General features: G+C 42.4%; 17 protein-coding genes and 1 pseudogene. 12 read left to right on the top strand and 6 right to left on the bottom strand.

All coding sequences use genetic code 11. From position 1 onward, the window contains the following. Window positions 1-113 precede the first annotated feature (113 nt). From CDG77_RS07065 to CDG77_RS07040, 6 genes and pseudogenes are all read left to right on the top strand, one after another. Window positions 114-461 (top strand): translation initiation factor, encoded by a 348-nt coding sequence (locus CDG77_RS07065; protein WP_012410518.1) that lies wholly within the window; start codon window positions 114-116, stop codon window positions 459-461. Window positions 462-602: 141 nt separating this feature from the next. After that, the gene (locus CDG77_RS07060; protein ID WP_094328686.1) at window positions 603-761 is read left to right on the top strand and encodes a YqaE/Pmp3 family membrane protein; all 159 of its coding nucleotides are present in this window, start codon (window positions 603-605) and stop codon (window positions 759-761) included. Between the two features lie 535 nt (window positions 762-1,296). After that, window positions 1,297-1,487: pseudogene (locus tag CDG77_RS37380) on the top strand (sugar dehydrogenase); the annotation flags it as partial. A gap of 94 nt (window positions 1,488-1,581) precedes the next feature. Next, on the top strand, window positions 1,582-2,985 hold the full coding sequence (locus tag CDG77_RS07050) for a glycoside hydrolase 100 family protein (protein ID WP_190233918.1): 1,404 nt from the start codon (window positions 1,582-1,584) through the stop codon (window positions 2,983-2,985). Window positions 2,986-3,239: 254 nt separating this feature from the next. Continuing rightward, window positions 3,240-3,542: a hypothetical protein gene (locus CDG77_RS07045; RefSeq protein ID WP_094328685.1), complete on the top strand. Its 303-nt coding sequence runs from the start codon at window positions 3,240-3,242 to the stop codon at window positions 3,540-3,542. 104 nt (window positions 3,543-3,646) lie between these two features. Further along, entirely contained in the window at window positions 3,647-4,120 is a 474-nt protein-coding gene (locus CDG77_RS07040) for a hypothetical protein (RefSeq protein WP_094328684.1), read from the top strand. Window positions 4,121-4,177: 57 nt separating this feature from the next. Here CDG77_RS07040 and CDG77_RS07035 read toward each other — a convergent pair whose 3' ends face one another. From CDG77_RS07035 to CDG77_RS07025, 3 genes are all read right to left on the bottom strand, one after another. Then, the gene (locus tag CDG77_RS07035) at window positions 4,178-4,360 is read right to left on the bottom strand and encodes a hypothetical protein (RefSeq protein WP_094328683.1); all 183 of its coding nucleotides are present in this window, start codon (window positions 4,358-4,360) and stop codon (window positions 4,178-4,180) included. Window positions 4,361-4,469: 109 nt separating this feature from the next. Beyond that, the gene (locus tag CDG77_RS07030) at window positions 4,470-7,481 is read right to left on the bottom strand and encodes a UPF0182 family protein (RefSeq protein ID WP_094328682.1); all 3,012 of its coding nucleotides are present in this window, start codon (window positions 7,479-7,481) and stop codon (window positions 4,470-4,472) included. Window positions 7,482-7,653: 172 nt separating this feature from the next. Next, on the bottom strand, window positions 7,654-9,420 hold the full coding sequence (locus CDG77_RS07025; protein WP_094328681.1) for a ShlB/FhaC/HecB family hemolysin secretion/activation protein: 1,767 nt from the start codon (window positions 9,418-9,420) through the stop codon (window positions 7,654-7,656). A gap of 327 nt (window positions 9,421-9,747) precedes the next feature. Here CDG77_RS07025 and CDG77_RS07020 point away from each other — a divergent pair, with 327 nt between their 5' ends. The 4 genes from CDG77_RS07020 to CDG77_RS07005 all read left to right on the top strand — a co-directional run bounded on the left by CDG77_RS07020 (window position 9,748) and on the right by CDG77_RS07005 (window position 21,513). Next, window positions 9,748-10,335 carry a COP23 domain-containing protein gene (locus CDG77_RS07020; protein WP_094328680.1) on the top strand — a complete coding sequence of 196 codons (588 nt, stop codon included), beginning with the start codon at window positions 9,748-9,750 and terminating at the stop codon, window positions 10,333-10,335. A gap of 21 nt (window positions 10,336-10,356) precedes the next feature. Next, on the top strand, window positions 10,357-11,265 hold the full coding sequence (locus CDG77_RS07015; RefSeq protein ID WP_094328679.1) for a S1 family peptidase: 909 nt from the start codon (window positions 10,357-10,359) through the stop codon (window positions 11,263-11,265). A 31-nt stretch (window positions 11,266-11,296) separates the two neighbouring features. Beyond that, entirely contained in the window at window positions 11,297-12,373 is a 1,077-nt protein-coding gene (locus CDG77_RS07010; protein WP_094328678.1) for a S1 family peptidase, read from the top strand. Window positions 12,374-12,792: 419 nt separating this feature from the next. Then, window positions 12,793-21,513: a CHAT domain-containing protein gene (locus tag CDG77_RS07005; protein WP_094328677.1), complete on the top strand. Its 8,721-nt coding sequence runs from the start codon at window positions 12,793-12,795 to the stop codon at window positions 21,511-21,513. 730 nt (window positions 21,514-22,243) lie between these two features. On the opposite strand, the gene CDG77_RS07000 is transcribed toward CDG77_RS07005, so the two are convergent. Beyond that, window positions 22,244-24,379, bottom strand: a complete 2,136-nt coding sequence (locus tag CDG77_RS07000; protein ID WP_094328676.1) for an nSTAND1 domain-containing NTPase — start codon at window positions 24,377-24,379, stop codon at window positions 22,244-22,246. 72 nt (window positions 24,380-24,451) lie between these two features. Here CDG77_RS07000 and CDG77_RS06995 point away from each other — a divergent pair, with 72 nt between their 5' ends. Continuing rightward, on the top strand, window positions 24,452-24,787 hold the full coding sequence (locus tag CDG77_RS06995; protein ID WP_094328675.1) for a CU044_2847 family protein: 336 nt from the start codon (window positions 24,452-24,454) through the stop codon (window positions 24,785-24,787). A 20-nt stretch (window positions 24,788-24,807) separates the two neighbouring features. Then, window positions 24,808-25,032: a hypothetical protein gene (locus tag CDG77_RS35225; protein WP_143856967.1), complete on the top strand. Its 225-nt coding sequence runs from the start codon at window positions 24,808-24,810 to the stop codon at window positions 25,030-25,032. 23 nt (window positions 25,033-25,055) lie between these two features. Here CDG77_RS35225 and CDG77_RS06990 read toward each other — a convergent pair whose 3' ends face one another. Both CDG77_RS06990 and CDG77_RS06985 read right to left on the bottom strand, forming a co-directional pair. After that, window positions 25,056-25,529, bottom strand: coding sequence for a hypothetical protein (locus CDG77_RS06990; RefSeq protein ID WP_094328674.1), 474 nt, complete (start codon window positions 25,527-25,529; stop codon window positions 25,056-25,058). Window positions 25,530-25,670: 141 nt separating this feature from the next. Further along, complete coding sequence (locus tag CDG77_RS06985) at window positions 25,671-26,273, bottom strand: transposase (protein WP_094328673.1); 603 nt, start codon at window positions 26,271-26,273, stop codon at window positions 25,671-25,673. Window positions 26,274-26,321: the final 48 nt, after the last annotated feature.

Genomic DNA, 26,321 nt, shown 5'->3' with positions numbered 1-26,321 from the left:
ATTCCCAACTGCTCGCAATGGATCTGTGATGTTAGCCTAGAAATTGATATTCCAGCAGAATGGTTGCGTAGAAGTTTCCACTCCCTTTGAAATTTTTCTTAACAAACATTATTATGTCTTCTTCCAATTCTAAATCTTCTGACAAAAGCTTTGTTTACCGCGAATTTGGCAATGACAATTCTGCCGCTACAGAAAGACCAATTCCAGAACTACCTCCTCAACAACAAAATCTGAAAGTACAAGCTTCTCGCAAAGGACGCAAAGGCAAAACTGTCACAGTGATTAGCGGTTTTCAAGCTAAACCGGAAACTTTGGCAGATTTGGTGAAGCAGTTGAAAACCCAGTGTGGGACAGGTGGAACACTTAAAGATAACGAAATTGAAATTCAGGGCGAACACAAGCAGAAAATTGTTGAGATTTTGACCAAGCTAGGTTATAAAGCCAAAATTAGCGGTGGCTAATCTTGAGTGCGGTTTACCGCATCTTAAGCATGACCTCGATTGACAGAGAGAATGTTATCTTTGAAAAGTACAAATATGCTTGAACAGTGGTGAATAACTTCCTCAACAAGCTATTTTAGTTGAGATTAATAGGAGGTTTAAATGGATTTAGTTCGGATTCTGTGTGCCATTTTCGTACCGCCTTTGGGAGTCTTTTTACAAGTAGGCTTTGGTACAGACTTTTGGATTAATATTGTTTTGACACTTTTCGGTTACATTCCTGGAATTATTCATGCAGTGTGGATCATTGCTAGGAAATAATTTTTTGTAGCGGTAGGTTGGGTGTCATTGGTGTTAACTTAACACGAAATGGGCGGTTAAGAAACCGCGTCTACACAAAGAAAATCCACCTCTGTGGGTTAAAGCCTTAATTTCGTGTTAGTCCGCGTAGGCAGACTTTGCCTGTGTAGCCGCGAATTATATTCGCTGGGGCTTAAGTTGACACCAATGGTTGGTTGTACCAATCTCGACAGAGGCAATTCCTGGATTGCCTCTATAACAAGGCTTATAAGTTTGATATCTGCACTAATATTTTACTTTAATACTGTAGATAAGAAGTAACTATTTTTTTACTTACAATAACACTTTTAAAGGCACTATAAATCATGTCTATCAAGTATTAATCTCTATAGCAGTCAATACCAAATTAGCTCTCATTATTTAACAAGTCCCACTAGATATATTGAAAAGAATAATCTAAAATCCCAAATTGTTTGACTGAGTTAAAATTCAAGCAAAAGCAGCTTAGGGAGGAAATATGATAGGGTTATAGGGAAAGAACGCTTTAAGTCAGGCGATCGCTATCAGACTCGCTCAACAAGGGTGCAATATCGCCATAAATTACCGCAAAAACCCTGAATCTGCGATAGATAGAGAAGAAATGGCATTGCAAAAAGCCTGCGGAAATATCAAATTTGGGGTGTGAAGTCGCTACTGCTTCAGGCAGATGTCTCCCAAAAATCAGACATTGTTGAGATGAATTCTGTATGCTGACTTTTAGAAAACCCGGTCAGCTTGATATAAGGCTGGCGTACTTTCCACAATTAAGCCGATACATATTATGTAGTGGAATTAAACGCCCATGAATAGCGCGATCGATCCGAACAGTCAACTGGAAGCAGAAGCCTGGGAATTTTTGGAAAAGTCCATAATCTATTACCAGGGAAAACCCATTGGGACTGTAGCTGCCCACGATCCAGAGGTAGATGCACTCAATTATGACCAGTGCTTTCTCCGCGATTTTGTGCCTTCTGCCTTGGTGTTTCTAATGTACGGAAAGGCAGAGATTGTCCGTAACTTCTTAGTAGAAACACTGAAATTACAAAGTCATGAAAAGCAAATGGATTGCTTTGAAGCAGGAGCGGGTTTGATGCCTGCAAGTTTCAAAGTACATTCTAATGGGAATGAGGAATTTTTGGTCGCTGATTTTGGTGAGCAGGCGATCGCTCGTGTTCCCCCAATTGATTCTTGTATGTGGTGGATTCTCTTGCTACGGGCTTATGAAAAGGCTACCGGCGATTTGTCCTTGGCGCGTCAGCCAGATTTTCAAGCCGGAATCAAACTAATTTTGGATCTTTGCCTAGTACATCGGTTTTCCATGTACCCAACCATGTTAGTTCCCGATGGCGCGTTTATGATTGACCGTCGGATGGGAGTCTACGAACATCCTCTAGAAATTCAAGCTTTGTTCTACGCTTCTCTGAGGGCAGCTTGTGAATTGCTTTTATCAGATGGAGATGGCGATATTTACCTCGGCAAAGTCAATAGGCGATTGGGATCTTTGAAATATCATATCCGCAACTATTATTGGCTAGACCTAAAGCGATTGGGAGAAATCTATCGTTATAAGGGTAACGAATTTGGTAAAGAAATTGTTAATAAATTCAATATCCACTCAGAATCAATCCCCACTTGGTTAACCGAGTGGTTGCCCGAAACTGGAGGATATTTAGCGGGAAATCTAGGGCCGGGACGGATGGATTTTCGCTTTTTTGCTCTGGGAAATCTAATGGCAATCTTAGCTTCCTTAGCCAGCGATACAGAATCTGAAAGCATCATGAATTTATTTGCCCAACGCTGGCAAGACTTGATCGGCTATATGCCTGTTAAAATTTGCTTTCCGGCAATGGATGGTTTAGAGTGGAGAATTGTTACAGGATGTGACTCTAAGAACAGCGCTTGGTCTTATCACAACGGTGGTAACTGGCCAGTTTTACTGTGGTTATTTGCGGCTGCGGCATTAAAAACCGGACGAACAGAACTTGCTCAAGTGGCGATCGCGATCGCCGAAAAGCGTTTATTTAAGGACAGATTCCCGGAATACTACGATGGCAACAATGGTCGTTTAATTGGCAAAGAGGCTAGAATCAATCAAACTTGGAGTATTGCCGGATTACTGGCCGCTAAAAAGTTCGTGGAAAATCCAGATTACTTAGAATTAATCTGTTTTCCAGAGGGTCTTGAAGGGCCAGGCTGTAGCCTGTAGGTGCTTAATGCCCTATAAGACTCTACCCCAAAGATAATTTCGCAGTGCGATTATTAAGGTGTCTCTGCTAACTATTTCCCCAGTCCCCAATCCCTAGTCCCTTCTTCCCTAATCGTAAAAAGAGAAAATTAACCTCAAATTCTCAAAGACTCGATAACTGATACACTATATTGTAAGAGGTATCTGAAGTGTCATACTTAGTAATATCACCAGATAGTCTTTGCATAATTAACACGTTTTAACGTGTATAACACATGAAAACTACTTCAGATTTAATTCCAGAATTTGAAAAACTATTCAGACAAAAATTACAGCTAAATAATTGTAAGCTTAGAAAGAAAAGACAAGAGAATAATTATGAAATTATTACTCCAGCTAAAGACATTTTTTTGATGTATTGGTCTGAATTTCCAGACATTAACTTAATATATCAGGCTGTAGGTGTACGCACACAACAGACTAGTGTTTATGAGCGAGCTATCCGCTTGCATATTAGTTCTTGTTTGAGTAGCATCCAGGAGAATCCTACCTCTGAATCACCATTATTGGTGAAATAACTAATACTTAGATAACTCACATAATATTTACTAAGCTCTCGCCAGTTTTTATCATATAACTGACGAGAGCTTCTCACCTCAAATCTGTTGATCGAGAGATAAAAATGCAATCCGAAAAAAATCAAGATCGAGATCAGCTAGATTATAAAACTTTGTTAGCCAATGCAAAGCAAGCCTTAAAACTTGAATACCATAAATCAGCCGCTTTAGCATCCCAACTGCAAGCTATAAAAACTCAGTTAGAGCAGGTTCAGGCTGAGAACAAAACTCTCAGGGAAAGTGCTTATGAAGATGTAGTTAAGCACTTTGAGGCGCGGACTCAAGCAGCAGAAGCACTAGCATTAAAAACAGAAGTACACCAAAGATTCCTTGAAGCAGATGGTTGCAAAGATGATGAGAGCTTCGATAGTCTATGGGATAGCATTAAAAATAAGATTCAGATCCAAGATGGTGAAATAAGAATCGTTGCTCAAAATGGTACTCCTAAGTTCACCTTAACGGGCAGTATGATGACTTTGAGGGATTTTATTCAATCCCTCAAAAAAGACCCAATCTCTGAAAAATTCTTCTTGAGCTAGAGAACCAAATTAATAAAAGACTTTCGTTACAATTAGACTAAAGATTGTAGCAAAAAGCTATTCATCTTCGTCTCCTGGCGGTCTTTCGCTCTCGCTTTGTTGGGCGTTCCACTCCAAAATAATCCGTTCCAGCATCTCAGACTGCGTACAGTTATTAACATCGGCGTACATTTTAATCAACTGCCTCACTTTCGGACTAATGTGGCGGATCTCTAGTTGGTTACTTTGTAGCATGTTCATTAACTTTTAGTGTCTATTACATTATGTTGGACTATTAAACTATGTCTGTTGTAATAATTTTTGTTAATGGCAATCGCTCCCTGTCACCAACTATGTTTTTTATAATCCCTTAACCTGGTGGGGCAACTTCTTCAAAAGGACGGATAATTGCAGGGGCTGGTGCAACTTCTGGTTTAAAAATTGCCCGCAATGCTTGCTCTAAAGTTTGGGCCATGACAATTCGATTTTCGTAAGCCACTACTACCCGCACCAAGGTTGGTAAGCTATTTTGTGCAGCTTCTAAATAGATTGGCTCGACATACAGCAGCGATTGCTCAATAGGAATTACTAATAGATTGCCTTGAATGGCTTTCGATCCCTGGCGATTCCAGAGGGAAATTTGCTGAGAGATTACTGGATCTTGGTTAATCCGTGCTTCGATTTGCTCCGGCCCATAGACCAGTCTTTCTTTAGGAAAAGTATATAACAATAACTTACCGTAATTAACACCATCCGATCGCGCCGCTAACCAAGCGATTAAATTAGTCCGTTGTCTGGGAGTATAGGGGAGAAGCAAAATAAACTCTTCTCTACCAGAGGCTGCGCCAACAACCGGTGCAGTGGGTAGACTAGTAATCAAATAGTACGGCTCTACAGGACGGGGTTCACTGCCATAGATTTCATTAGGAATCTGCCACTGGTCTTCCCGATTGTAAAATACCTGGGGATCGGTCATGTGGTAGGTCATCAACCGCTCAGATTGAATTTTGAAAAAGTCCACAGGATAGCGGGTATGACTGCGGAGATTAACAGGCATTGTACTGAGCGGTTTAAACATTTGGGGAAATATTCTTGACCAAGTGGCAATTATCGGATCGCTGGAATCGGCAATATAGAAATTAACACTGCCGTTGTAGGCATCAACCACTACTTTGACAGAATTGCGAATGTAGTTAATCCCATCGTTACCAGTATCTGAGTAAGGATAGCGATCGCTCGTTGTGTAGGCATCAATAATCCAGTACAGATAACTGGGATTACTGGGGAAATCTTGATTAGCAACAGCAGCTACTAAATAGGGATCGCTATCAAATTTCAAAAAAGGGGCGATCGCTTGAATTCTTTGCTTGACATTTCGCCGCAGTAGCAATTTTGTCTCTGGTAAAAAGTCTTGCGTCAGCGCCATCTGCCAATCTTTCAAATGCATGGCAAATAACCAGCGTCGCCATGCTGAACCGATTTCAACGCCACCCAGACCATCGTAAGAGTTGTAAACATTGTCACTACCACTGGGGTAGTCTAACTCTCTAACTCTTGTGCCAGTCATTACATAAGTATTGGCTATTTCACCGTAATAAATTCGGGGTTGCCCAATAGGAATGCTTTCACGAATAGCTTTACTGGAAGTTTTGAGAGCGCTACTATCATCACTAATATCTTTGACAAAATATTCTGGTAGTCCACCGGGGCCAACTGTATTAACTGGGCTAACAGTAAACCCGAAACCGTGGGTATAAATTAAATGGCGGTTAACCCATGTTTGAGCTTCCTGGGGTACAGCATTGTAGTCTAATTCTCGCGCCGCAATCAGTACTTGTTGCCGTTCTGTTGGTTCAATTGCTTCCTGCTTAGGTTCTGATGGTTGGCGTGAAGTTACATCTGTTTTCAGAGTATATCGATCGATATCGGCATCGGGAAACCGATAATACGGTCGAATTTGTTGCAGCTGACGGTTAGTTTCTAATAGTGGTCGCTGATCCCAAAGGCGAATATTCCGAATTGTCAAGTCATTTTTTTGAATATCAGCTTCAGTCAGTGTTCCTTGAGGGTTAAAACCTTTGGCATCGATCGCTTCTAAATCGAATGCTTGGCGAGTCAAGGCGATAGTACGCTGAATGTAGGGTTGCTCTCGTTGCAACTCATTCGGTTGGACAATTAAATATTGCACCAGAGTAGGTAGAACAACGTCAGCTGCTACAACTAGTAGTAGATAAATCCCCAAACCGTAAAATCCCAAGGGGCGATACTGAGATTTAGGTTTCCAGAAAAACGTTCGCCAAAGTAGGTAAAATGCGATCGCCACAGCCACAACGCCCAAGAAAGTATAAGCTGGCAACTGGGCTGTCACATCTGTATAGCTAGCACCATAACTTACACCACGGCTAGAATACACGAGTTCATAGCGACTTTGCCAATAACTCAAAGCCACTACCAACATCAACAAGCCACCCATACCGAATAAATGACGCTGCTGCTGCGACGAAAAACCAGGGAAAATTCCCTGACTCAAACTGTCTGCTGACAAAAGATAAATGAGAGTAACGGCGACAAAACCATACAAACATAATCCCATCAGCCAGAGTTCTAGCAGTTCCCAAACGGGTAAAGAAAATATGTAAAAGCTGATATCTCGACCAAATAAAGGGTCAGTGCTGTTGAAAGAGGTAGGGTGGAAATATTGCAGCACCTTTGGCCAGTGTTGGAATAGGATGAATGCAAAAATCGGACTGAAGAGAATTGCGATCGCAGTGAGTAAAAATTGGGGATAGATTAAGATTGCGATCGCTACTCCCCCAATTAAACTGAGATACCAGACTTGAGAGACAATCTGCTTTAATAGTTGCCAGATTGTCTCTGGTCGGAATAGGGCAGGAATGGCTAAAATACCTCGATCGACTGGAGAATGCCAGTAGAAAAGAGCAATTTGACCATAGTGAACCAGCATCAACCCGATTAACAAACTCAGTACTAGAGTTAGAGGTAATAACCCCCGCAATCTCAGTTTTTTAAAGCGTTGCGGCGGAAGTCTCCGGGTTTCGTTGCGTCTTGGATAACTAGGGCTGAGAAAATTTGTTAATTCACTGGTGAGTTCTGCTTCCTCACGCCTGACTTCTTCAATCTTCAGAGACGGCGAATATTTTAGTCGTTGTGCTAAAGCCAGATTTAATAGTAAATAGGCAGCAGTTACCCCAGCTACGACTACCCACAAAATACCGCGAGTCAACACCCTCAAAAGAAAAACTTGGAGGTAGCCGACTTCCTGAAACCAAAATATATCTGCACCCAAGTGGGAACCCAGATCCAACAGTAGCCACAGCCCGAAGAATACAATTAATAGTCTAAAGCCCCATTTCCGATACATTAGATATGTAATTTAAAAAGAACGCCAATTCTCTATTTGCAAGCTGGGTACTCTTTGAAATTCTCGAACGTTAAATGTTACATCAATATGATTGTGAATTACTGCTGTTGCTGCGATCGCTACTCCCGCAATTAATTAGATACTTTCCACTATCGCTGAATTCAGCAACGTCTTAAAGTTTATATCCTAAACTAAAATAAAAGCCATCATCCTGAGCATTTTCACCTCGGTCGTCCAGATCGATTAGGGGAAGACCATAGTCTAGCCGCATATTAAGACTTGGTATAGGTTGCCATAAAATCCCCAGTCCCACACCTGCTAAAAATGTCTGTGTTTGTAGTTGGTTGGGGTTATTATTCACATTCCAGACAACTCCCGCATCGAAAAATGGAGCAATTTGCAGCATAGAGTTTCCAGATTCGTCTTTTTCGAGTGTGAGGCGGTTTTCTAGCGAGAATCGTACCCCATTATCGCCAGCACGAGCGTTTTGCCGATAACCGCGCAACGATTGACCGCCACCAATCACAAATTGCTGAGAGGGTAATAAACCATTGGGTGTTAGTTGTACCTCGGCTTGGGCAATTAAAAGATTAATATCATTCAACCGTTGCACCCGTTGGACTTGTGCCAACCAACTAAAAAAGCGACCATCGGGAACAGGGTCAGGATTGATGGTGGCATCAAAGGTACCAAGACCCAAACTAAATAGCGATCGCAATGCCCATGCACCTGTTACATCTCGGAGGACATAATCTTGACCAAACTTAATTACACGGGTGCGGCTGTTACCATCTTTGTCGGGGCCAAAGCCAAAGGGTGTTGCGCCTGCAAAGGTAAATGTTTGACCATTTTGGACGGTAAAGCCAAATGATAAAGCGAATTCTTCACGGGGCGATCGCACCAAAGGCTGGCGATAACTTATTTCATATAACTGAGATTCTCCCCGAATATCAAAGCTCTTAAAAGGTTCTTGGATAACTTCGTTGTTGCTAATGGTGGTGCGTAGTTGTAAAGTACCATTCATCGCATTCAGAGGTAATCGGTAGCTAAAATCATAAATATTTGAGCCTCCCTCAGTTGTGCGGTAATAAGCGGCTGCAAGTTCATCACCCATACCAGTGAGGTTTCGATAACTACCAGTAACGCCCAATCTTTCAGAACCAACACTAGGTGGAGAATAATTATCAATGCTGACTGTCCCATCAAAGGCATCAGCTTCAGTAACTCTGACTACCAAAATACTTTGACCAACCCCGCTACCAGTGCGTAGGCTGGCTTCTACATTGGATAACAGGGGATCGGATCGTAACAATCTTAACTGGTCTTCTAAATTAGCTGTGGAAAGAGGTCTGCTAGCACCAAGGGAGACGCGCGATCGCACATAATCAGGATTAAGGCGTTTTGTTCCTTGGATTTCAATTTTTTCTAGACCACCTTCAATTACCCGAATTTGGACTACACCACCAGTAATTGCTTGGTCTACCAAAATTGCTCTTGAGGTGATGTAGCCACGTTCAAGGTAGATTTGGGTAATATCATCGGCAACTTTTCTCAGTTCTTCCAAGCTAACCGAACGGCCTTCAACTGGCCTAGTGATAGCATTCAGTTGCTCTGATTTCAAAATTGTACTCCCCGTCACCTCAATTTTCTTAACCTGAATACTTTCAACAACAGGCACAGACGAGGGTTCTGGGGTCGGAATCGGCTGCACAGGTTTTTGAGTTTCTGGCGGTAGCGGTTCTGGGGCTGGTGCAGATTGCGGAAACCTTTGCCGATTTGGATCGCCTTCTGGATTTGCTGCTTGCGCCAATATCTGTGGTAATTCTAAAAATACAGATGAATTAGACAAATCGCCATAACTTGGCGAGATCGATGCCACCAGTAACACACCAGGAACTAAAAATACACACTGCACCCTAAACTTTAAATACCACCGCATATAATTACTACTCTCTTTGGAATTTGCCTACGTAGATAACTAGGAGGTTTCCAAGTTAACACACGACATTGACTCTGATGTAGTGTTGGCTGAACTTTATAGGCTTTTTCTACAATTAACCGAAAGATGTATCGCGATAGTAAGTAATATTTAGCACTTTATATTTGCATGTATGACCTGAGAAGCTGCTACTTATTTGTAAAGAAAATCATCATTTAGCTGAAAAATTATCAAGTGTATACTTAAGTAATCTCCTATACTCAGTTTTATTTATTACAAGCTATCTTGGACGAGAAATAGAAACAATATTTGTTAGGAGACAGTTTGATGTTGAGACAATCTTTAGCTATTCTGAGTGGAGTTGCACTTTTAAGTGGTCTAGGGGCAGTTTTTAACACACCAAGCTACGCAGCAGGGACGATTCAGTTTTCTTGCGATACTAGCAACTCATTACCTGCAACAAAAGCTACCAACGTTGCTACAGGTGCAAGTTTGTCAGTAGTTCGCTGGTACTCAGAGTATTTTACTGGTTCTGGATATGACCCCGTAACCCGGTGTCAGCAAGTGTCTGCAAGATTTCAACAAGCTCACAATAATGGTTCTTTAGATTACATCACCGCAGGGGTAGTTAACGGTATGCCTGTGGTTTGTGCAGCCACTCCTGGAGGTAGTTGCAACACCAGCAACCTGCTATTCACCCTCAAGCGTGGTGTGAATGCGGCAGAAACCTTGCAAAGACTCTTTGATGTGCGTGATGGTGCAGGCCCCGCTTTGTATGAATCAAAAGGTCGGACTTATATTAACTTGACACAAAAATTAGCTCCTCTGAACGCATCAGGAGGAGAAGCTCGATCTACTGGATCTAATGGTAATGGTGCAGCAGCTACACCAAGCAAGCCTGGTCGCGCATTCTAAAGAATTTTTATTAAGTACAAAATGAAATTTCGTATTTTTTGTATGCTTGCTTGTGTTGTTAGTTTACCGCTTACGCTATCAACACAAGCATTTTCTTCAGAAGTAGCTTCCCAGACCAGTGTTTTGAGTACCAGTTTAACGAGTCAAGCAAAAGCGCAATTGTCATTAAAGCAATTACGCGATCGCGGTCGCGCAATTACCGTCAAAGTGCTTGCAGGACAAGGTTGGGGTTCAGGAATTTTAATTAAAAAACAAGGTCAAGTTTACACAGTTATAACTAACGCCCACGTCCTGAGAATTGGTAAGAGTTATCAAATCCAAACAGCCGATGGGAAGATTTACACCGCACAGGCCGTTAAATCTACTCAATTTCCAGAAGATGATTTAGGCTTACTCAATTTTAGGAGTGCTAATGATTATGCGATCGCGGCGATCGCCAATTCATCTCTGGCCATTGGTGATGAAACCTTTGCGACTGGTTATCCCGATGAACAACAAGGCTTAGTTTTCACCACAGGTAAAGTTGAATATTTATTACCACAAGCTTTTCGGGGTGGGTATCAAGTTGGTTACAGCAACGACATTTTTAAAGGGATGAGTGGTGGCCCATTACTAAATCGTCGTGGTGAACTTGTCGGAATTAACGGCAAACATAAGTACCCTCTTTGGGGCAATACTTATATCTTTAAAGATGGTTCCACCCCGGTTTTGCAAGTCCGACAAAAATTTGATGCATCCAGTTGGGCTGTTCCAATCCAAACATTTTTACAACTTGCTCCCCAATTTGCCAATGGGGCGATCGTTCCCTCTCAAGTGCAATCTTCCTTTCCCATTGTTCCTGAGATTCCCGATTCCCCCTTATCTCCAGAGGGGACACCGAGTTTTCCAATTCCAGCAACTAATCAAACCTCTCCCAGTTCGTTTTGGTAAAGAAGTTAAGAGTCATTAAGGAATCAGCGCCATGCTAAATCGATATCTCTTACCAGGTTGCATTGTTGGTGTAGCAATGGTAGTGCTAGCCAGTCCAGCGATCGCTAAACAAGCATTAATACCGACTGATGTTGCTAATATTGCGAAATCAACCGTAGTCCGAATTGAGCCTACAGTTAATTCTCCAGGTTCAGGTGTAATTATCGGGCGATACAAGGAAGGAGGAACGAACGTTTACGTGGTGCTGACAGCGACTCACGTTGTGCAATATGACGATGATGAATATACCGTCGTCACACCTCTGCCCGAAGGAGGTAGAAAACGCCAAAAAGTTGCGATTTCCACTCAGAAAGACATTCAGAAATTGCCTGGTGTCGATTTAGCGATTGTGCGTTTTCGGAGCGATCGCACTTATGAAACAGCTGCTCTTGGTGATTCTAAGTATACGACCGAGGGTGCTGGTGTTTATATTGCTGGATTTCCTAACCCTGGTGCAGCGATCAAAAAACGTGTGTTTCAGTTCACCTCTTCTTTAGTTTCTAGTCGCTTAGATGAGAGTTCAGTTGAGGGCGAACAAGAACCAACAGACGTAGAAAATGGTTATGCGATAGTTTATACAAGTGTTACCAGAGTAGGAATGAGTGGCGGCCCCGTATTTGATGTGTCAGGACGGCTTGTAGGTATTCACGGCAAAGGCGACAGAGAAGAAGTCAGTAGTCGCCCAGCATCACCTGGAGAAAATCAAGAAAGTGGCCCTCAAAGCATTACCGATAAAACTGGATTTAACTTGGGTATTCCCATTCAGACTTTTCTGAAATTAGTACCGAATGCTGTCCAAGAACTAGGTGTAAAACTTGATAACTCAGAACCGGGATTATTCAGTAACCTTGTTGCCTTGAGAGGTGGTAGCAACAATACCTCGAAAGTTCCGCCCAGTACGAATATTAGCGAAGAAGATGATGGAACCACCGAGGTTATAAAGGAACATTCAGAGAATAGTACACCCCGCCCAGCCTCTATTCAGCCTGCATCGATACCTGCACCTGCACCTGCATCGGCACCCACCCAAAATACCGCTCCCAGTTCCTCCGGTTCTCGTGCGTGGTAATTATACAAGGCTAAAGCATTTGCAGCTACATAGGAAACCTCTTGCATAAATAAAAAATACAGAACCCCATCCCGCCACAGCTACGCTTTTTCTTCCCTCCCCGCTTGCGGGGTTGCGGGGTTAAGGACTTTTGCAAGAGGTCTAGGCAATAAGAGGGTTTGTAGCCCAAATCGGTGGGTAAGGTTTTGTGTAGACACGGTTTCTAACCGCCTTTATTGAACCTGTGGAAAACTTCAAACCAAGATTAGGTAGGGCTGTTGACAGTATCTGTTGTATCTGAGTAGGAAAACTTTATAAGTATTATACCGGAGATTTTATCTCATTTTTTTGAAAACTTCCATACTTGTACTGATGTCGCTTATGTTGTTGCATAGGCGACATTGTATTGAAATTGGAGTTTTATTTATACAAGGATTGAGATGAATTCTGTAGCTCAAAAAATTGGTTTATATTTGCTAACTCAAGCGATCGCTCTGGTTGCTGTTTTCCAGGCGATCGTTCTCGTGAAAGCACAATCTATTACACCAGCTACTGACGGTACAGGTTCTCTTGTCACCCCCAACGGCAACCAGTTAGATATCAGTGGTGGTAGTCTTTCTAGAGATGGCGCGAATCTCTTTCACAGCTTCCAAAAATTCGGACTGGACTCCAACCAGATCGCAAACTTTCTCTCTAACCCAAATATTCAAAATATTTTAGGGCGTGTTGTTGGTGGCGATCCTTCAGTAATTAACGGACTATTACAAGTTACTGGCGGGAATTCTAACCTCTTCTTAATGAACCCGGCTGGTATCGTATTTGGTGCCAACGCCAGCTTAAATGTACCTGCTGATTTCACCGCCACCACTGCCAATAGTATTGGTTTTGGGTCAAATTCCTTTAATGCAGTTGGTAGCAACAACTACGCCACTTTAGTAGGAACCCCCAATACCTTTGCTTTCAAAACCTCTCAACCAGGGAGTATTGTTAATTCTGGCAATTTAGCAGTCACTACTGGCAACAACTTAAATTTAATCGGTGGCACTGTCATCAGTACTGGAAAGCTATCAGCACCAGGAGGTAACATCACCGTCGCCGCCGTTCCAGGTGAAAACCTCTTACGCATCAGCCAACCTGGACATCTGCTAAGTTTAGAAATTCAACCCCCATCAGCTACATCTGCAACTCCTGCAAGTCTACCGCAGTTGTTAACAGGTGCTGGTGTGGGTAACGCCAATCAATTGAAAGTTAACAGCAACGGACAAGTAGAACTCTCAGGTTCTGGAATTGCGGTAGATTCTGGGGATGTCGTAGCCAAAAACGTTACATCTGGGACAGCAACTTTATCAGCTGCACGTAATTTGACACTACCAGAAAGTCAACTGCTGACAACAGGAGATTTAAACCTATTAGCTAAAGACACGGTAAGGGTGCGCGATAGTGTAGCAAATTCCTTTTCGGCACAAGCTGGCGGGAATCTGAATATTCAAGGAAATCAAAACATTGATATCCTGGCGCTAAATCATCCGCAGACACCGTTTGTCAGTGGTGGAAATCTCAGTTTGGTTAGCGATGGTAATGTTTCTGGGGATGCTCACTTTTTTAGCGGTGGACTGTTTTCTATCAAGAATTTAGCCGGAGGCGCGGGTAATTTTGTTAGTTTGTATGACCCAATTATTCGGGCTAATGGCGATGTAGAATTTGGGAATTATACAGGTACAGCGCTGAAGGTAGAGGCGACGGGAAGTATTAAGGGTGGGGATATTACAATTAATTCGCCCGATACGAGTGGGAGTATTCCGGTTTCCGATCCTGATTTTACAACCTTGACTACCAGCCGTGCTTTAATTTTGCGGGCAGGTTTGGCTTCAGTTACACCTGAGAATTTTCCTTCATCTCAAGGGTCATTATTAACTAATTTTCAGTCGCCAATAAGTGCGTTGGGTTTGCCACCTGGGAGTATTCAGGTGGGGAATGTTCAGACAGATAACTCAAATGGTGCTGCTGGCCCCATTAGCTTAACTGCTACAGGGGATATCATTACAGGAAGCCTCCGTGCAACAAATACCTTTACCGATCCGGGTAAGGGTGGGGCGATCGCACTTAATGCAGGTGGTAAAATTTCTGTCACAGGTAGCATTGCCTCTTTCTCAAATGATGGCGGTAGTCCGATTTCTCTGACAGCAAACGGGGATATCTCCCTGAATTGCACTTTAGCCAGTTACTGTGTAGAAAGTTTTGCTGGAGGGGTTCCCAATGTTATATCTACTGCTAATAGTGGCAATATTACCTTTATTAGCAATAACGGCAGCATCAATACTAACTTAGGCAATTTTTCATACATCAATGCGTTTGCTCCAAAGGGCAATGGTGGCAACATTACCTTTACTGCTAACAAAGGTACTATTGACATTGGTAATTTATCATCCAGTTCTCTGTCAAGTAATGGTGGAACCGTTAATATATCTGCCCTTGGAAATATTAAAACAGGATATATTTATTCATCAGCAGATAATGGTTCAAATGCTGTTCCGGCAACTGGCAATGGTGGCAATATTACAATTACTAGCAATAGCGGTACTATTCAGACTGGCTTTATAGCCGCCGACTCCGATTTAGGTAATGGTGGAACCGTTAATATATCTGGCTCTGGAGATATTAAAACAGGATTTATTACTTCATTCTCAGATCCTTACCCTATAAACGTTTTAGGAATAGGTAACGGTGGCAATATCTCTGTTAGCAGCAGAGGTGGTTCTATAACTACAGATGAACTCAAATCTTATAGTGTTGCTGTTGGGAGTACAGCAGGTAATGTTAGTTTAAATGCCGCTAACTCTATAACTGCGGGTTTTGTTCGCGCTCAAGCAGATCAAATTGGCGGAACAGGTGGTACAGTTACTTTCACAGCTGGCAGTAACATCAATACTGGTGCAATTCGTAGCTTTGCTGGGGCTAATGGTGGTAATATTTCCATCACCAGCACTAATGGTTTTGTATCAGTTAATGATTTTACTTCTGCTAGTGGTGAAAGTTTTACCCCCCAGTTAAATAGTGTCTCAAATAAGACTGGTGGTGGTACTGCTGGAAATATCAATGTCACGAGTGCTGGTGATATTACGATCGCAGATTATGTGGCATCTCAATCTAGTTCTGGGGCTGGTGGGGCAATTAACTTAACTAGTAAAAATGGCACAATTTATGTTAAAGACGAAATTACTAGTGGTCAAGTAGCTGTATATGCGCCTGATGCTCCAACAGGTAAGACAGTGACTCTGCGGGCAGCAGGAAATATTAGCACCGGGGGAATATATGCAGGGGGAACTAACAGTAGTGGTAATATCGATGCTCAAACCACTGGTGGTTCAATTAATATTAGCAATCTGACAACTAGTTCCACTTCCGGCAATGGTGGTTTTGTCACTCTTAGAGCTACGAACGATATTATTACAGGCTCCATAGATGCTAATTCTACTAATGGAACTGGCGGAGCGATCGCACTTACTGCTCCTAATCGCATCACTACTGGCAATTTAACCACCAAAGGCAACGACATCAACTTGAATGGTAAAGTTATCCTTGGCAGTGATGTCACTTTTAGCACTGGTAGCAGTAGCTCAGGAAATATTAACTTTGCTACCACAGTTGATGGAGATAACAGTGGATATAACGATTTAATCCTAACTGCTGGGACAGGTAACATTAACTTTGGCGGTATTATTGGTGGGATAACTCCACTCACTAGCCTTACTATCACCAGTGCTGCTAACACAAACGTCTCTGGCAACATCACCACAAATAGTAATATCAGTATTACCAGTCCACTGACTCTTAACAATGATGCCATTTTCAACGCAGGTTCAGGTAATGCGATCGCGTTAAATGGTACGGTTAATGGTTCTCATAGCTTGAAACTTACCACTGGTGCAGGTGTCGGCGACGTTGTACTTAAAGGTGATATTGGCAACACACAGCCATTGAATAGTTTTATAGTTGAGTCAAAAAATATTACCGCTCCCAATAATATCACCACCGCTAACGGGGATATCGACCTAAGTGGCATTATTACTTTAACTGGTAATACTATCTTCAATGCCAGAACAGGTAAGATTTCATTTGGTGGTAAGCTAGATGCTGGCAGCAATAATCTCACCCTAACAGCAGATGAGATTAATCCCAACTCATCATCATTGGGAAATCCAATTATTGGCACTGGTAATTTACTGCTGCAACCCTTCACGCCTGGTAAAGATATCATCCTTGGCGGAACTAGCGATAGTGGTACTGGAACATTAGACCTCACTACATCAGAACTAGCCGTTTTACAAAATGGCTTCAATTCCATCACCATCGGACGTAATGATGGTAGTGGCGCAATTACAATCAACCCCGTCACATTCAACAACCCTGTCACAATTACTTCTCTTAGTAATATTTTTGTTAACGGTGCAATTACAGGCACAAATAACGCTTCAGTTACTCTCAAAACTCCCACAACTACCCTGAACGCAGGTATCACTAACAATAATCAACCCATCAACTTCCTGAATAAAGTCTTAATTGGCAATGGTGCTAATGTTGCGCTTAACTCTGGTAATGCTAACATCAGCTTCGCAAATACAATAGATGGGGCTGGTAATTTGAGTCTTGCTGCTGGTGCAGGCAATATTAGCTTTGGTGATAACGTTGGTAGTACAAATCCTCTAGCTAGCCTCAATATTACTGGCGCAAATACAACCGTCCCAGGTAACATTACCACCACTGGCAATATCAACTTTAACAGTCCACTAACCTTGACTGGAGTAGGTACTACAACCATCAATGCGGGTAACGGTTCAGTCACATCAGGCCAGATTACATCAGCAGGGAAAAACATCTCTATTCTAGGAAGTAGTCTATCTCTGGGTAATATTTTTAGCAATCTAGGTTCCAGCAATGGTGGCAATATTACCTTGACTTCCAGTACTGGCAACCTTGCTGGTAATGGTTTATTCTCTTATGGGAATGGCACTGGTAATGGGGGCGATATCAACATTACATCTGCTGGCAATATTAATTTTACCAATGCGATAGTTAGCGATGGCAATAACACCAGTGGAAATATAACACTCCAAGCAAATAATGGTATAGATATTGCAACGAGTATTAGTGCAGGTTCTCCCACCGCTACAAAAGGAGGGAATATTACTCTCAATACTACTAGCGGGGATATTACAGTTGGGGGACAACTGGATGCGATCGCTAATACTCCTGGTAATATTTTGGTAAATAGCGGTGGTGGAATAAATATCGGCGTAGCAGCAGCACCATTCCCATCAATAGATGTCTATTCACCAAACGGTTTTGGTGGCAGTGTCAATCTTAATGCTCAAGATGATATCAACACTCAAAGTATTCGCACTGATGGGACTACAGGTGGCGGTAACATTACCATTAGCAGCAACAATGGCAGCATTAATTTTACCAGTGGAGGTTCAGTTTTCGCTGGCTCTGGAAACATCAACCTGACTGCTAATGAGATTAATCTCCTGGGAGGCGCAAATTCTTTCAACGGAAGCGGTAATTTTTTACTTCAACCCTTCACGCCTAGTCAAAATATTACCCTTGGCGGTTCCACTGACACTGGTACGAATATCTTAAATTTGACTACAACTGACTTAGCTGCCCTACAAAATGGCTTCAGTTCAATCACCATCGGACGTAATGATGGTGGCGGTGCAGTTACAATTAACAATGCCACATTCAACGACCCCGTAAAAATTCAAACTCCAACTGGAGCAGGTTCAATAACAGCAACTGGGTCAATTATAGGTACAGATAATGCCTCAATTCATCTCCTAGCAAATCAGAAAATTACCACTGACAGCATCACAACCAACGGCAAAAATATCGATATTACCAGCAACAACGGCGGTATTGAAAATACAAATTCTATCCAATCTTATTCTTATTATGGTAGTGCTTCTGGCAACATCACCCTCAAAGCTAGTGGAGATATTAACTTATCAGATGATTTTGGAACTGGGGAACAATTAAGTGAAGTAACAACAGCAGGAGATATTTCTATTATCAGTGGCGGTAAAATTACTACTGGTAGGGTATCTAGCTTTGGTCTTACTAAAAGTGGCAATATTACTATTGATGCTGTAGGCGACATTAGCACAGGGAAAGATGCGATCGTAGCTAGTAGCGAAAGTGGTCAAAGTGGTAACATTTTTCTTACTAGTACCAACGGCAATATCTTCAGTGGGGCGGGTTTCTTCACTCAAAATACTCTTGGCTCTAATAACGGTGGTAACATTACCCTCAAAGCTGCTGGTAATATTACTACAGCTGATATCGCATCTGGTGGTGACAAAGGTGGCGAAATTCAAATCATCAGTAGCAATGGTGGAATCAATACTATTGGCGGTTTACTGTGTGGAAGTTATAGTTCCTGCGAAATAGACTCATCAGGAGGGACTGGTGGTAAAATAACGCTCAACGCTTTTGGCAACATTACTACTGGTGGCATAGTCTCTGATGGTTCAACTGGTGGAGATGTTTCCCTAACTAGCACCAACGGCAATATTGACATCAGTAATCTCGTTTCTGATGGCGCAGAATCAAAGGGTGGTTTAAATGCTTCTAGTATAGGTGGTACTGGAGGTGCAATTAAGCTAGTTGCTGTAAATGGTACTATCACCACCAGCGACCTCAGCAGCCATTCTTCTAGTAATAGTAACGGTACTTCTGGTAATGGTGGTGCAATCAGCTTAACTGCCAAGAATGATATTAATATAAAGTCCGCAACTACTTCTTCTTATGGTAGTTCGTCTTATGGCGCTGGTTCAGCAGGTAATGGTGGTGCAATAAACATTTTTAGTACTGATGGTGGCATTAATACACTTGACCTAGCATCTGATACAGCAGCAAATGGGGGTAAAGTAGGTAATGCTGGCAACATCACGCTGAATGCTAAAAATGATATTGCTACAGGGTATGTATTTTCTGGCACTGAGGGCAGTACAACAGGTAATGGTGGAGCAATAAATTTCACTAGTACTGATGGTAGTATCAGTAACGATTACATAGAGACATTATCTTATTCCAGTAATGGTTTGGCTGGTAATGGTGGTGCAGTTAGCTTGAATGCAAATAACAACATTACAACTTTTAATATCAATACTAAAGGTGGTACTAGTGGTGGAAATATAGATATAACTTCTACCAACGGCTCTATCCTCACCTATTCGCTATTTTCAGACGCTACTAACGGAAAAGGTGGAATAGTCAGTCTCATTGCACCTTTAGGAGTTACTACTAATAATATTCTCACTAATGATAATAATGTCACCCTCCAAAGCTCTAGGGGAGCGATTGTAACTCAAGATATTACAACTAATGGTGGAGAAATTACTTTTGAGGCGAAAGACAGTATTAAAGCTGGAGTACTAAATTCCAGTTCTAGTACTGGTAATGGCGGTAATATAACGCTAGATCCAGATAATGATATTGAGGTTACTTCTATCAATGCTCAAGGTGGAAGTAATGGCACTGGCGGTAATGTTGATATTATAACCAACAGGTTTTTCCGAGCTATTGGCACATTTAGCGATCGCAATGGCATCAATTCTAGCATCTCTACATCTGGTGGAACTGGTAGCGGCGAAGTTACTATCGTTCACGGCGGTAATGGCACTACACCTTTTGTAGTCGGTAACGCTGACACCAATGGCACTGCTGGAGCGATTACTACTGACTCTGGCAATGCTATTTTGCCTAACAGATTTTATACTGGTAATTACACACAAGGCAATATTCAAATAATTACCGCATCATCTTTAAAGAACGATCCGAAGCCCGATGACTTAACGCCGCCTCTACCTAGCCCACCAGTACGTAATAGCAATTTTTCAGTTGGAGTTGACACAGCATTTGCCGAAGTAGACGAACAAGCTACGCGCAAGTTTGACCAATATCTCGGAAAATCAAGCGGAACTTCTCTCAAATCCTTGGCAGATGCACGCGCCACCCTTGCTGAAATTCAGGCAAAAACAGGTGTCAAACCAGCAATTATTTATGCACAGTTTACTCCTAGCAGTAATATATCGACAAAAGATAAAGACATCCTCGATTTAGTCCTTGTCACTGCTGAAGGAAAACCTATGCGTAAGCGGCTTCCTGGTGTCACCAGAGCGAAGGTTTTGCGAGTAGCTCAAAAATTTTACAATGAAATTTCAGATGTTAACAAAGCTGCCACTACCAGCTATTTAATCTCATCACAACAACTATATAAATGGCTAATTTTGCCCCAAGAAGCAGAGTTGCAAAAGCAAGGCATTAAAAATCTGGCTTTTGTGATGGACGCAGGTTTACGTTCTATCCCCCTAGCTGCACTCCACGATGGGAAACAGTTTCTCATTGAAAAATACAGTATAGGAATGTTACCCAGTCTCAGTCTTACTGATACTAGCTACGTTAATCTCAAAAACTCCCAAGTCTTAGCAATGGGTGCTAGTGAATTTGCTCAAGACCAAAACCAAAATCCCTTAGAAGCTGTGCCTATAGAAGTTTCTACCATCGTCCAGAAACTATGGAAGGGCAAATTTTTACTCAATAAAGACTTTACCTTAGAAAATCTCAAGGCACAAAGGCGGCAAAATCCATTTGCGATGATTCACCTAGCAACTCACGTAGATTTTGTGTCTGGAGACTCCAGCAAGTCATATATTCAGTTGTATAATACCAAACTGCGCTTAGATCAAGTCCGCCAGTTGGGATGGAATAAGCCCCCGGTGGAATTACTCGTTTTAAGTGCTTGTAAATCAGCTTTTGGGGATGAACAAGCGGAGTTAGGTTTTGCCGGGTTAGCAATACAGACGGGTGTGAAGTCAGCCATTGCCAGTTTGTGGTATGTCTCAGATGCCGGAACTCTAGGGCTAATGACGGAGTTTTACAGCCAGTTGAAGACTGCATCGATTAAAGCAGATGCATTGCAACAAGCACAGTTAGCAATGATTCAGGGAAAAGTGCGAATTGAGGGTAATCAATTAACTGGGATAAATGGAGGCGTATCTTTGCAACCCCAAATGGCAACCTACTTACAACAGAACATTGTTGGTAATCTCTCCCATCCGTTTTACTGGGCACCGTTCACTATGATTGGTAGCCCGTGGTAAGAGGTGAAAACTGAAGTTCAAAACCTCAAGATTGCAGATTACACAACAGAATTCTGAATTCAAGAGTCAGAATTCAGAAGTAAAACAGGCTTTATACCTGGCTTTGAGACTTATCGATTTTGCCGTCTTTATAAATTCCTTCAAATACTTTGAGATCCCCCTAAATCCCCCTTAAAGAAGGGGGACTTTGACTCCGGTTCCCCCCTTTTTTAAGGGGGGTTAGGGGGGATCGATAAGTGCCTAAAATCACAGCTAAATACTTTTCAAACATCCTCTAAGTGATTGTAATCATGTATCTGTTAATTATGGATTGACTATTAATAATCGTCCTTCACTCAGCATGATTGAGCCTTGGATCTCGGATGTTGCAGTTCAGAGGTCGAAGTTCCGAGTTCAAAGGTCGAAGTTCCGAGTTCAAAGGTCGGAGTTCCGAGTTCGGAGGTCGAAGTTCCGAGTTCAAAGGTCGAAGTTCCGAGTTCGGAGGTCGAAGTTCCGAGTTCGGAGGTCGGAGTTCCGAGTTCTGAAGGTGAAAACTGGAGTTCTGAGCCTAAATGCTGGAGATAATAAGTACAGACCATTGTAAGGGCACGGCAATGCCGTGCCCCTACCCACGTTCTTTACTCCAAACATATTTACGGCAGACTTCGCAAGCGGCTTTTGCTTCCTCACTTTGCGGATTGGTGAAGATGGGATGATGAGTCAAGGAGGCGATCGCTAGAAATTTGGAATTCTAAACATAATTTTCGGATAGATATATTTTGTAGAAAGTTTCTGCTGTTTTTCGTTGCCTTCCCTGAACATCACTGTGCTGATAAAACTCTCTAGCTGCGATGTCTAAATCCGATTCAAGTTCTGACCATCTCTCTTGCACTTTAGCCAGTAATCCCCCCATCATTAAATTTTCATTTCTTGGTTCCTCCTCCCATATTCGCAAAGTATCTTCTATTCGATCACGCAATCGCCTCAGTTCCCGCCCTTCCTTACGCCACTTAGCAAACCTTTCCCAACCTTCCATCAAAGCTTCATGAGCCAAATCCACCCAAACTTCTCCTGTGGGTTCGCTGTCAAGTACTATCAAACGTCCTTGAATTAGCTTTTCTAAAACATCATTTATGGCTTGCTGCTCATCTGGGTTGTCGCCAGCAATGCTCAATAATTTAGTTTTGGCTTGCCATTGTCGAGTATCCTTAGCTTGTGCGCCAGTACGCACCAGTTTTAAAAAAATCCGCTTCACCCAATCTTGCTGATGTTTGGTGAAACTTGTATACAGATTTTCTGCATGGAGATTCAACGCCCCTGTTAATCCTCCCAACTTTTCATATTCTTCTAGGGTGAGTTGATGTTGATTGCGATCGCGTTTTTCCCAGAGTTTAGTTAAAGCAAACTCCAACAGAGGCAAAAACCCTGGTTCTTGTTTCACATCTTCAAAAATCTTCAGTAGTAGCCCTTCTTCAACACTATGACCTTGAAGTTTGGCTGGTTCGGCGATGCTGTCCTTTAAATCAACTCCGGTTAAAGGTGGCATAAAAACAGCCTGGGTTTGAATTAACTGAGTCAGGGAGGGATATTGCAAACAGGGTTCGAGAAAATCCGCTCGCATGGTAATCACAACTGCTAACCGCGAATCGGTAATCTCTACTACCTGAGTCAGTAAGTCAATAAATCTCTGCTTTTCTTGCTGACTAGCACCGCCAGTAAATACTTCCTCAAATTGATCCACTACCAGCAAAAGTTTTACCGAACCAGGAAGCTTTTCGAGAATTGCAGATAAATTATTCTGCTCATTATCAATCAAATCCTTCAGTTGCTTCTCTTTTCTAGCCCCTGGAAAAAATTGTTGAAAAGCTCCACGCAACTTAATTAAAGGTTCAAATCCGGGTTTAATTGGTTCTAAGACTTGCCACTCACTATCATCTAATTGTGGAATCAAACCCGCCCGCACTACTGAAGATTTGCCACTCCCCGACGCGCCAACGATCGGGACAAACTTCGCCAACTCGAGTTTCTGTTGAATATCGTTAACTACTTTTTGACGACCAAAAAAGAATTTTGAGTGTTGCTTGTCAAAAGCTTCTAAGCCCCGATAGGGACATTCTTCACTCACCACCTCAGCAGCTACCGGATTTTTAGGCGGATACCAAACCAGAGAAATTGATCTTCCTCCCCCCATGTAAATTGCTTCTTGTCCACTCCCTGTGAGTTCTCGTTTAATGAAGCCGATTAAGTCATTAGCATTAATTTCCCCGGTAGCTTCATCAGCTTTATCCTCAGCAAGTCCTTTGAGAATTGCTTTGGTGAAAATCCCGCCTTCGTCATCTTCACGCGCTCTTTCAAAGGCACGAGAGGCTGTAATTAAGCTGTAGTCTTGTTTGCTGTTGAAAACAGAGAAACCAGACTTGATAAAACTCCTCTCCAGAAAAGACCCCGCATAGCAGCAATCCAGCAATACTACTAAGCTGCTGAGTTGAGATTTAGCAATTAAAGTGTTGAGATCATCAAAGGCGATCGCATTCTGTCCATCTACTTTATTACAATCCGAAGTTGCCAAAAAGCCTTTCGGTTCACCTGTGAGGTTGAGTGCTTCAAAGCCATGTCCGGCAAAATAAATCAGTGCCTCACTACCTTTGGCCTTCTCTAGCAGAAACGTTCTCAGTGTTTGACCGAGTTCTTTACCAGTTAACTTTTTATCCGGTGTGACTTGCCAGCGATTTTCACCCTCGATTAGCTTACCCGGTAACGGCTGAACATCAAACCAACCATGTTCACGCAGCAGCTGTGCTATTTTTTCTGCATCGTTGACAGCTTTTGGTAGGTTTGTGAAATTGTCATACTTAGCAATGCCAATCACCAGGGCATATCGAGGCATAGCGTCTAATCAGGTATCTGTTTTTACGTAATATTACAAGAGTAACAACTCAAACATTAACTGAGGCTACTAATGTCACAAGTGCAACGCCTGATTGTCAAAGAAGATGATCGAGAGTACGAAATCTATGTGGAATCAAACACAGCCGCAGACGTTCCAGAAGAAGAGGAACCGGGATACCGTGATGGTTTACCTACGGTTAATATCAGAGAATTTCAAAACAAAGTTCGTGATTATGCCAAGTTAGCGGTTGGTGCATTCAAGAATTTACCTGACGCTGAGGAGATAACAGTTAAATTTGGCATCAAGCTGGGTGGTAAAACTGGCATTCCCTTTTTAACTGAGGGTTCGGCTGAGAGTAACTTTGAAATTGAGGTTAAGTATAACTTGGCGCAGAAAAAACCATAACTCTACGCCCTAAACTCACCATGATTCACTCTTGGATCTTAGACGTTGCTGTTCAAAGCACGAAGTTCCGAGTTAAAAGGGAGAGCGATCGCCTTTGGATCTCGGATGTTGCTGTTCAAAGCACGAAGTTTCGTGTTCTCATCTCGAAATTTCGTGTTCAGAGGGTGAAGCTTCAAGTTCAGAACTCGGAACGCCGAGCAATTTACTCTAACATCCGAGTTCTGAGCCTCAGCATTGCACCTTAGAAGTGCGATCGCCGAGCTATTTTCTACAATGCTGCTGCTTGAGGCTTGACTTTCCGAGATTTACGGGCGAACCTTTGCCCCATTTCCTCAACTACTGTCTCTAAACCAGCGCCTTGTCCACTAGCTTTGGCATAAGTATACACCTGCAATGCGGCTGCATAGGCTTCACTACCCACCGCTAAAAATGTGTCATCCACCAATTCATGGAATTGTGACAGAGAGAGCAATACTGGATACAACGCCTCAAACAATTGTACATCCTTCCGCATTTCATCCAGGTCAAACGATCGCGGTAAAAACTCTGGGTTCTGTGTCGCCACCTCCAATGCTTTGCTGACAAAGGCGCGGCTTTTATCTCCCATTTTGGGTAAAGCTTTGCGTTCCTCGTTAGTTAAATCAATCAAAAATGGTAGCTTTTCTTTAATTGTAGCGATCGCTTGCAACACAGCATCTCTTTCTGATTGCGCTAGTGTTGCACTAATTGGGGCTGTGGACATAAAAATTAGTCTCCGGTATGCTTCTTAACTTTAGAGTGCCCACATATACAATTAAAATTTCCATGACACCAATAAAGATTACCAAGCAATGCCGTCCTTTAACGAGGTAGGGGCACGGCATTGCCGTGCCCCTACAATGAATCAGAAAGGTATATCGAATAGGAATTCGCAATCATCAGGATTATGCTGTGGATTTTCTGGATCATCTGCCCACCTCTGAGGATTGTCTAGGATATATTGTCGGATGCGATCCAAAGGTTTTTGATCTCGGCTAATGTGTTCGTAAAAATTGCGTTGCCAGATTGATTGCCCCTTGGTCTGCCAGATAATATTAATACTTTTGCTGACAGCGCTTTTATAGCTGCGAATCACGGTTGAGATAGAACCGCACACGGGTTTGCCAAATTGTTCTGTAGGGGCATGGCATTGCCGTTCTGTTGTAGGGGCACGGCATTGCCGTGCCCCTACAGACGTGTCAATAATCACTAATATCCCATGTAGATGATTAGGCATTACCACAAAAGTATCTAATTCAATATGCAGAAAATGATCGGGAATTGCCTCCCAGCAGTTGAAGGCAATATGACCTAAATAATTTAATTGCATTTTGCCCTTGACCACATTGCCAAATAAACATTGCCGCCCCTGCGTACAAAGCGTAATAGAATAGGCTCCTGGTTGAGTGTAGTCATGTCCTTTTAGGCGAATAGAACGACGGTGATGTATTCGCGGGTCGTAAGGCATTAATTTTTAAGTACGGTTATTTGTAAATTGTGTTTATATTAACCTGAA

The organism is Nostoc sp. 'Peltigera membranacea cyanobiont' 213 (assembly GCF_002245975.1).
Lineage (GTDB): Bacteria > Cyanobacteriota > Cyanobacteriia > Cyanobacteriales > Nostocaceae > Nostoc.
Note: the sequence above shows the minus strand (reverse complement) of the source record. Positions and strands in the feature narration are given on the sequence as shown.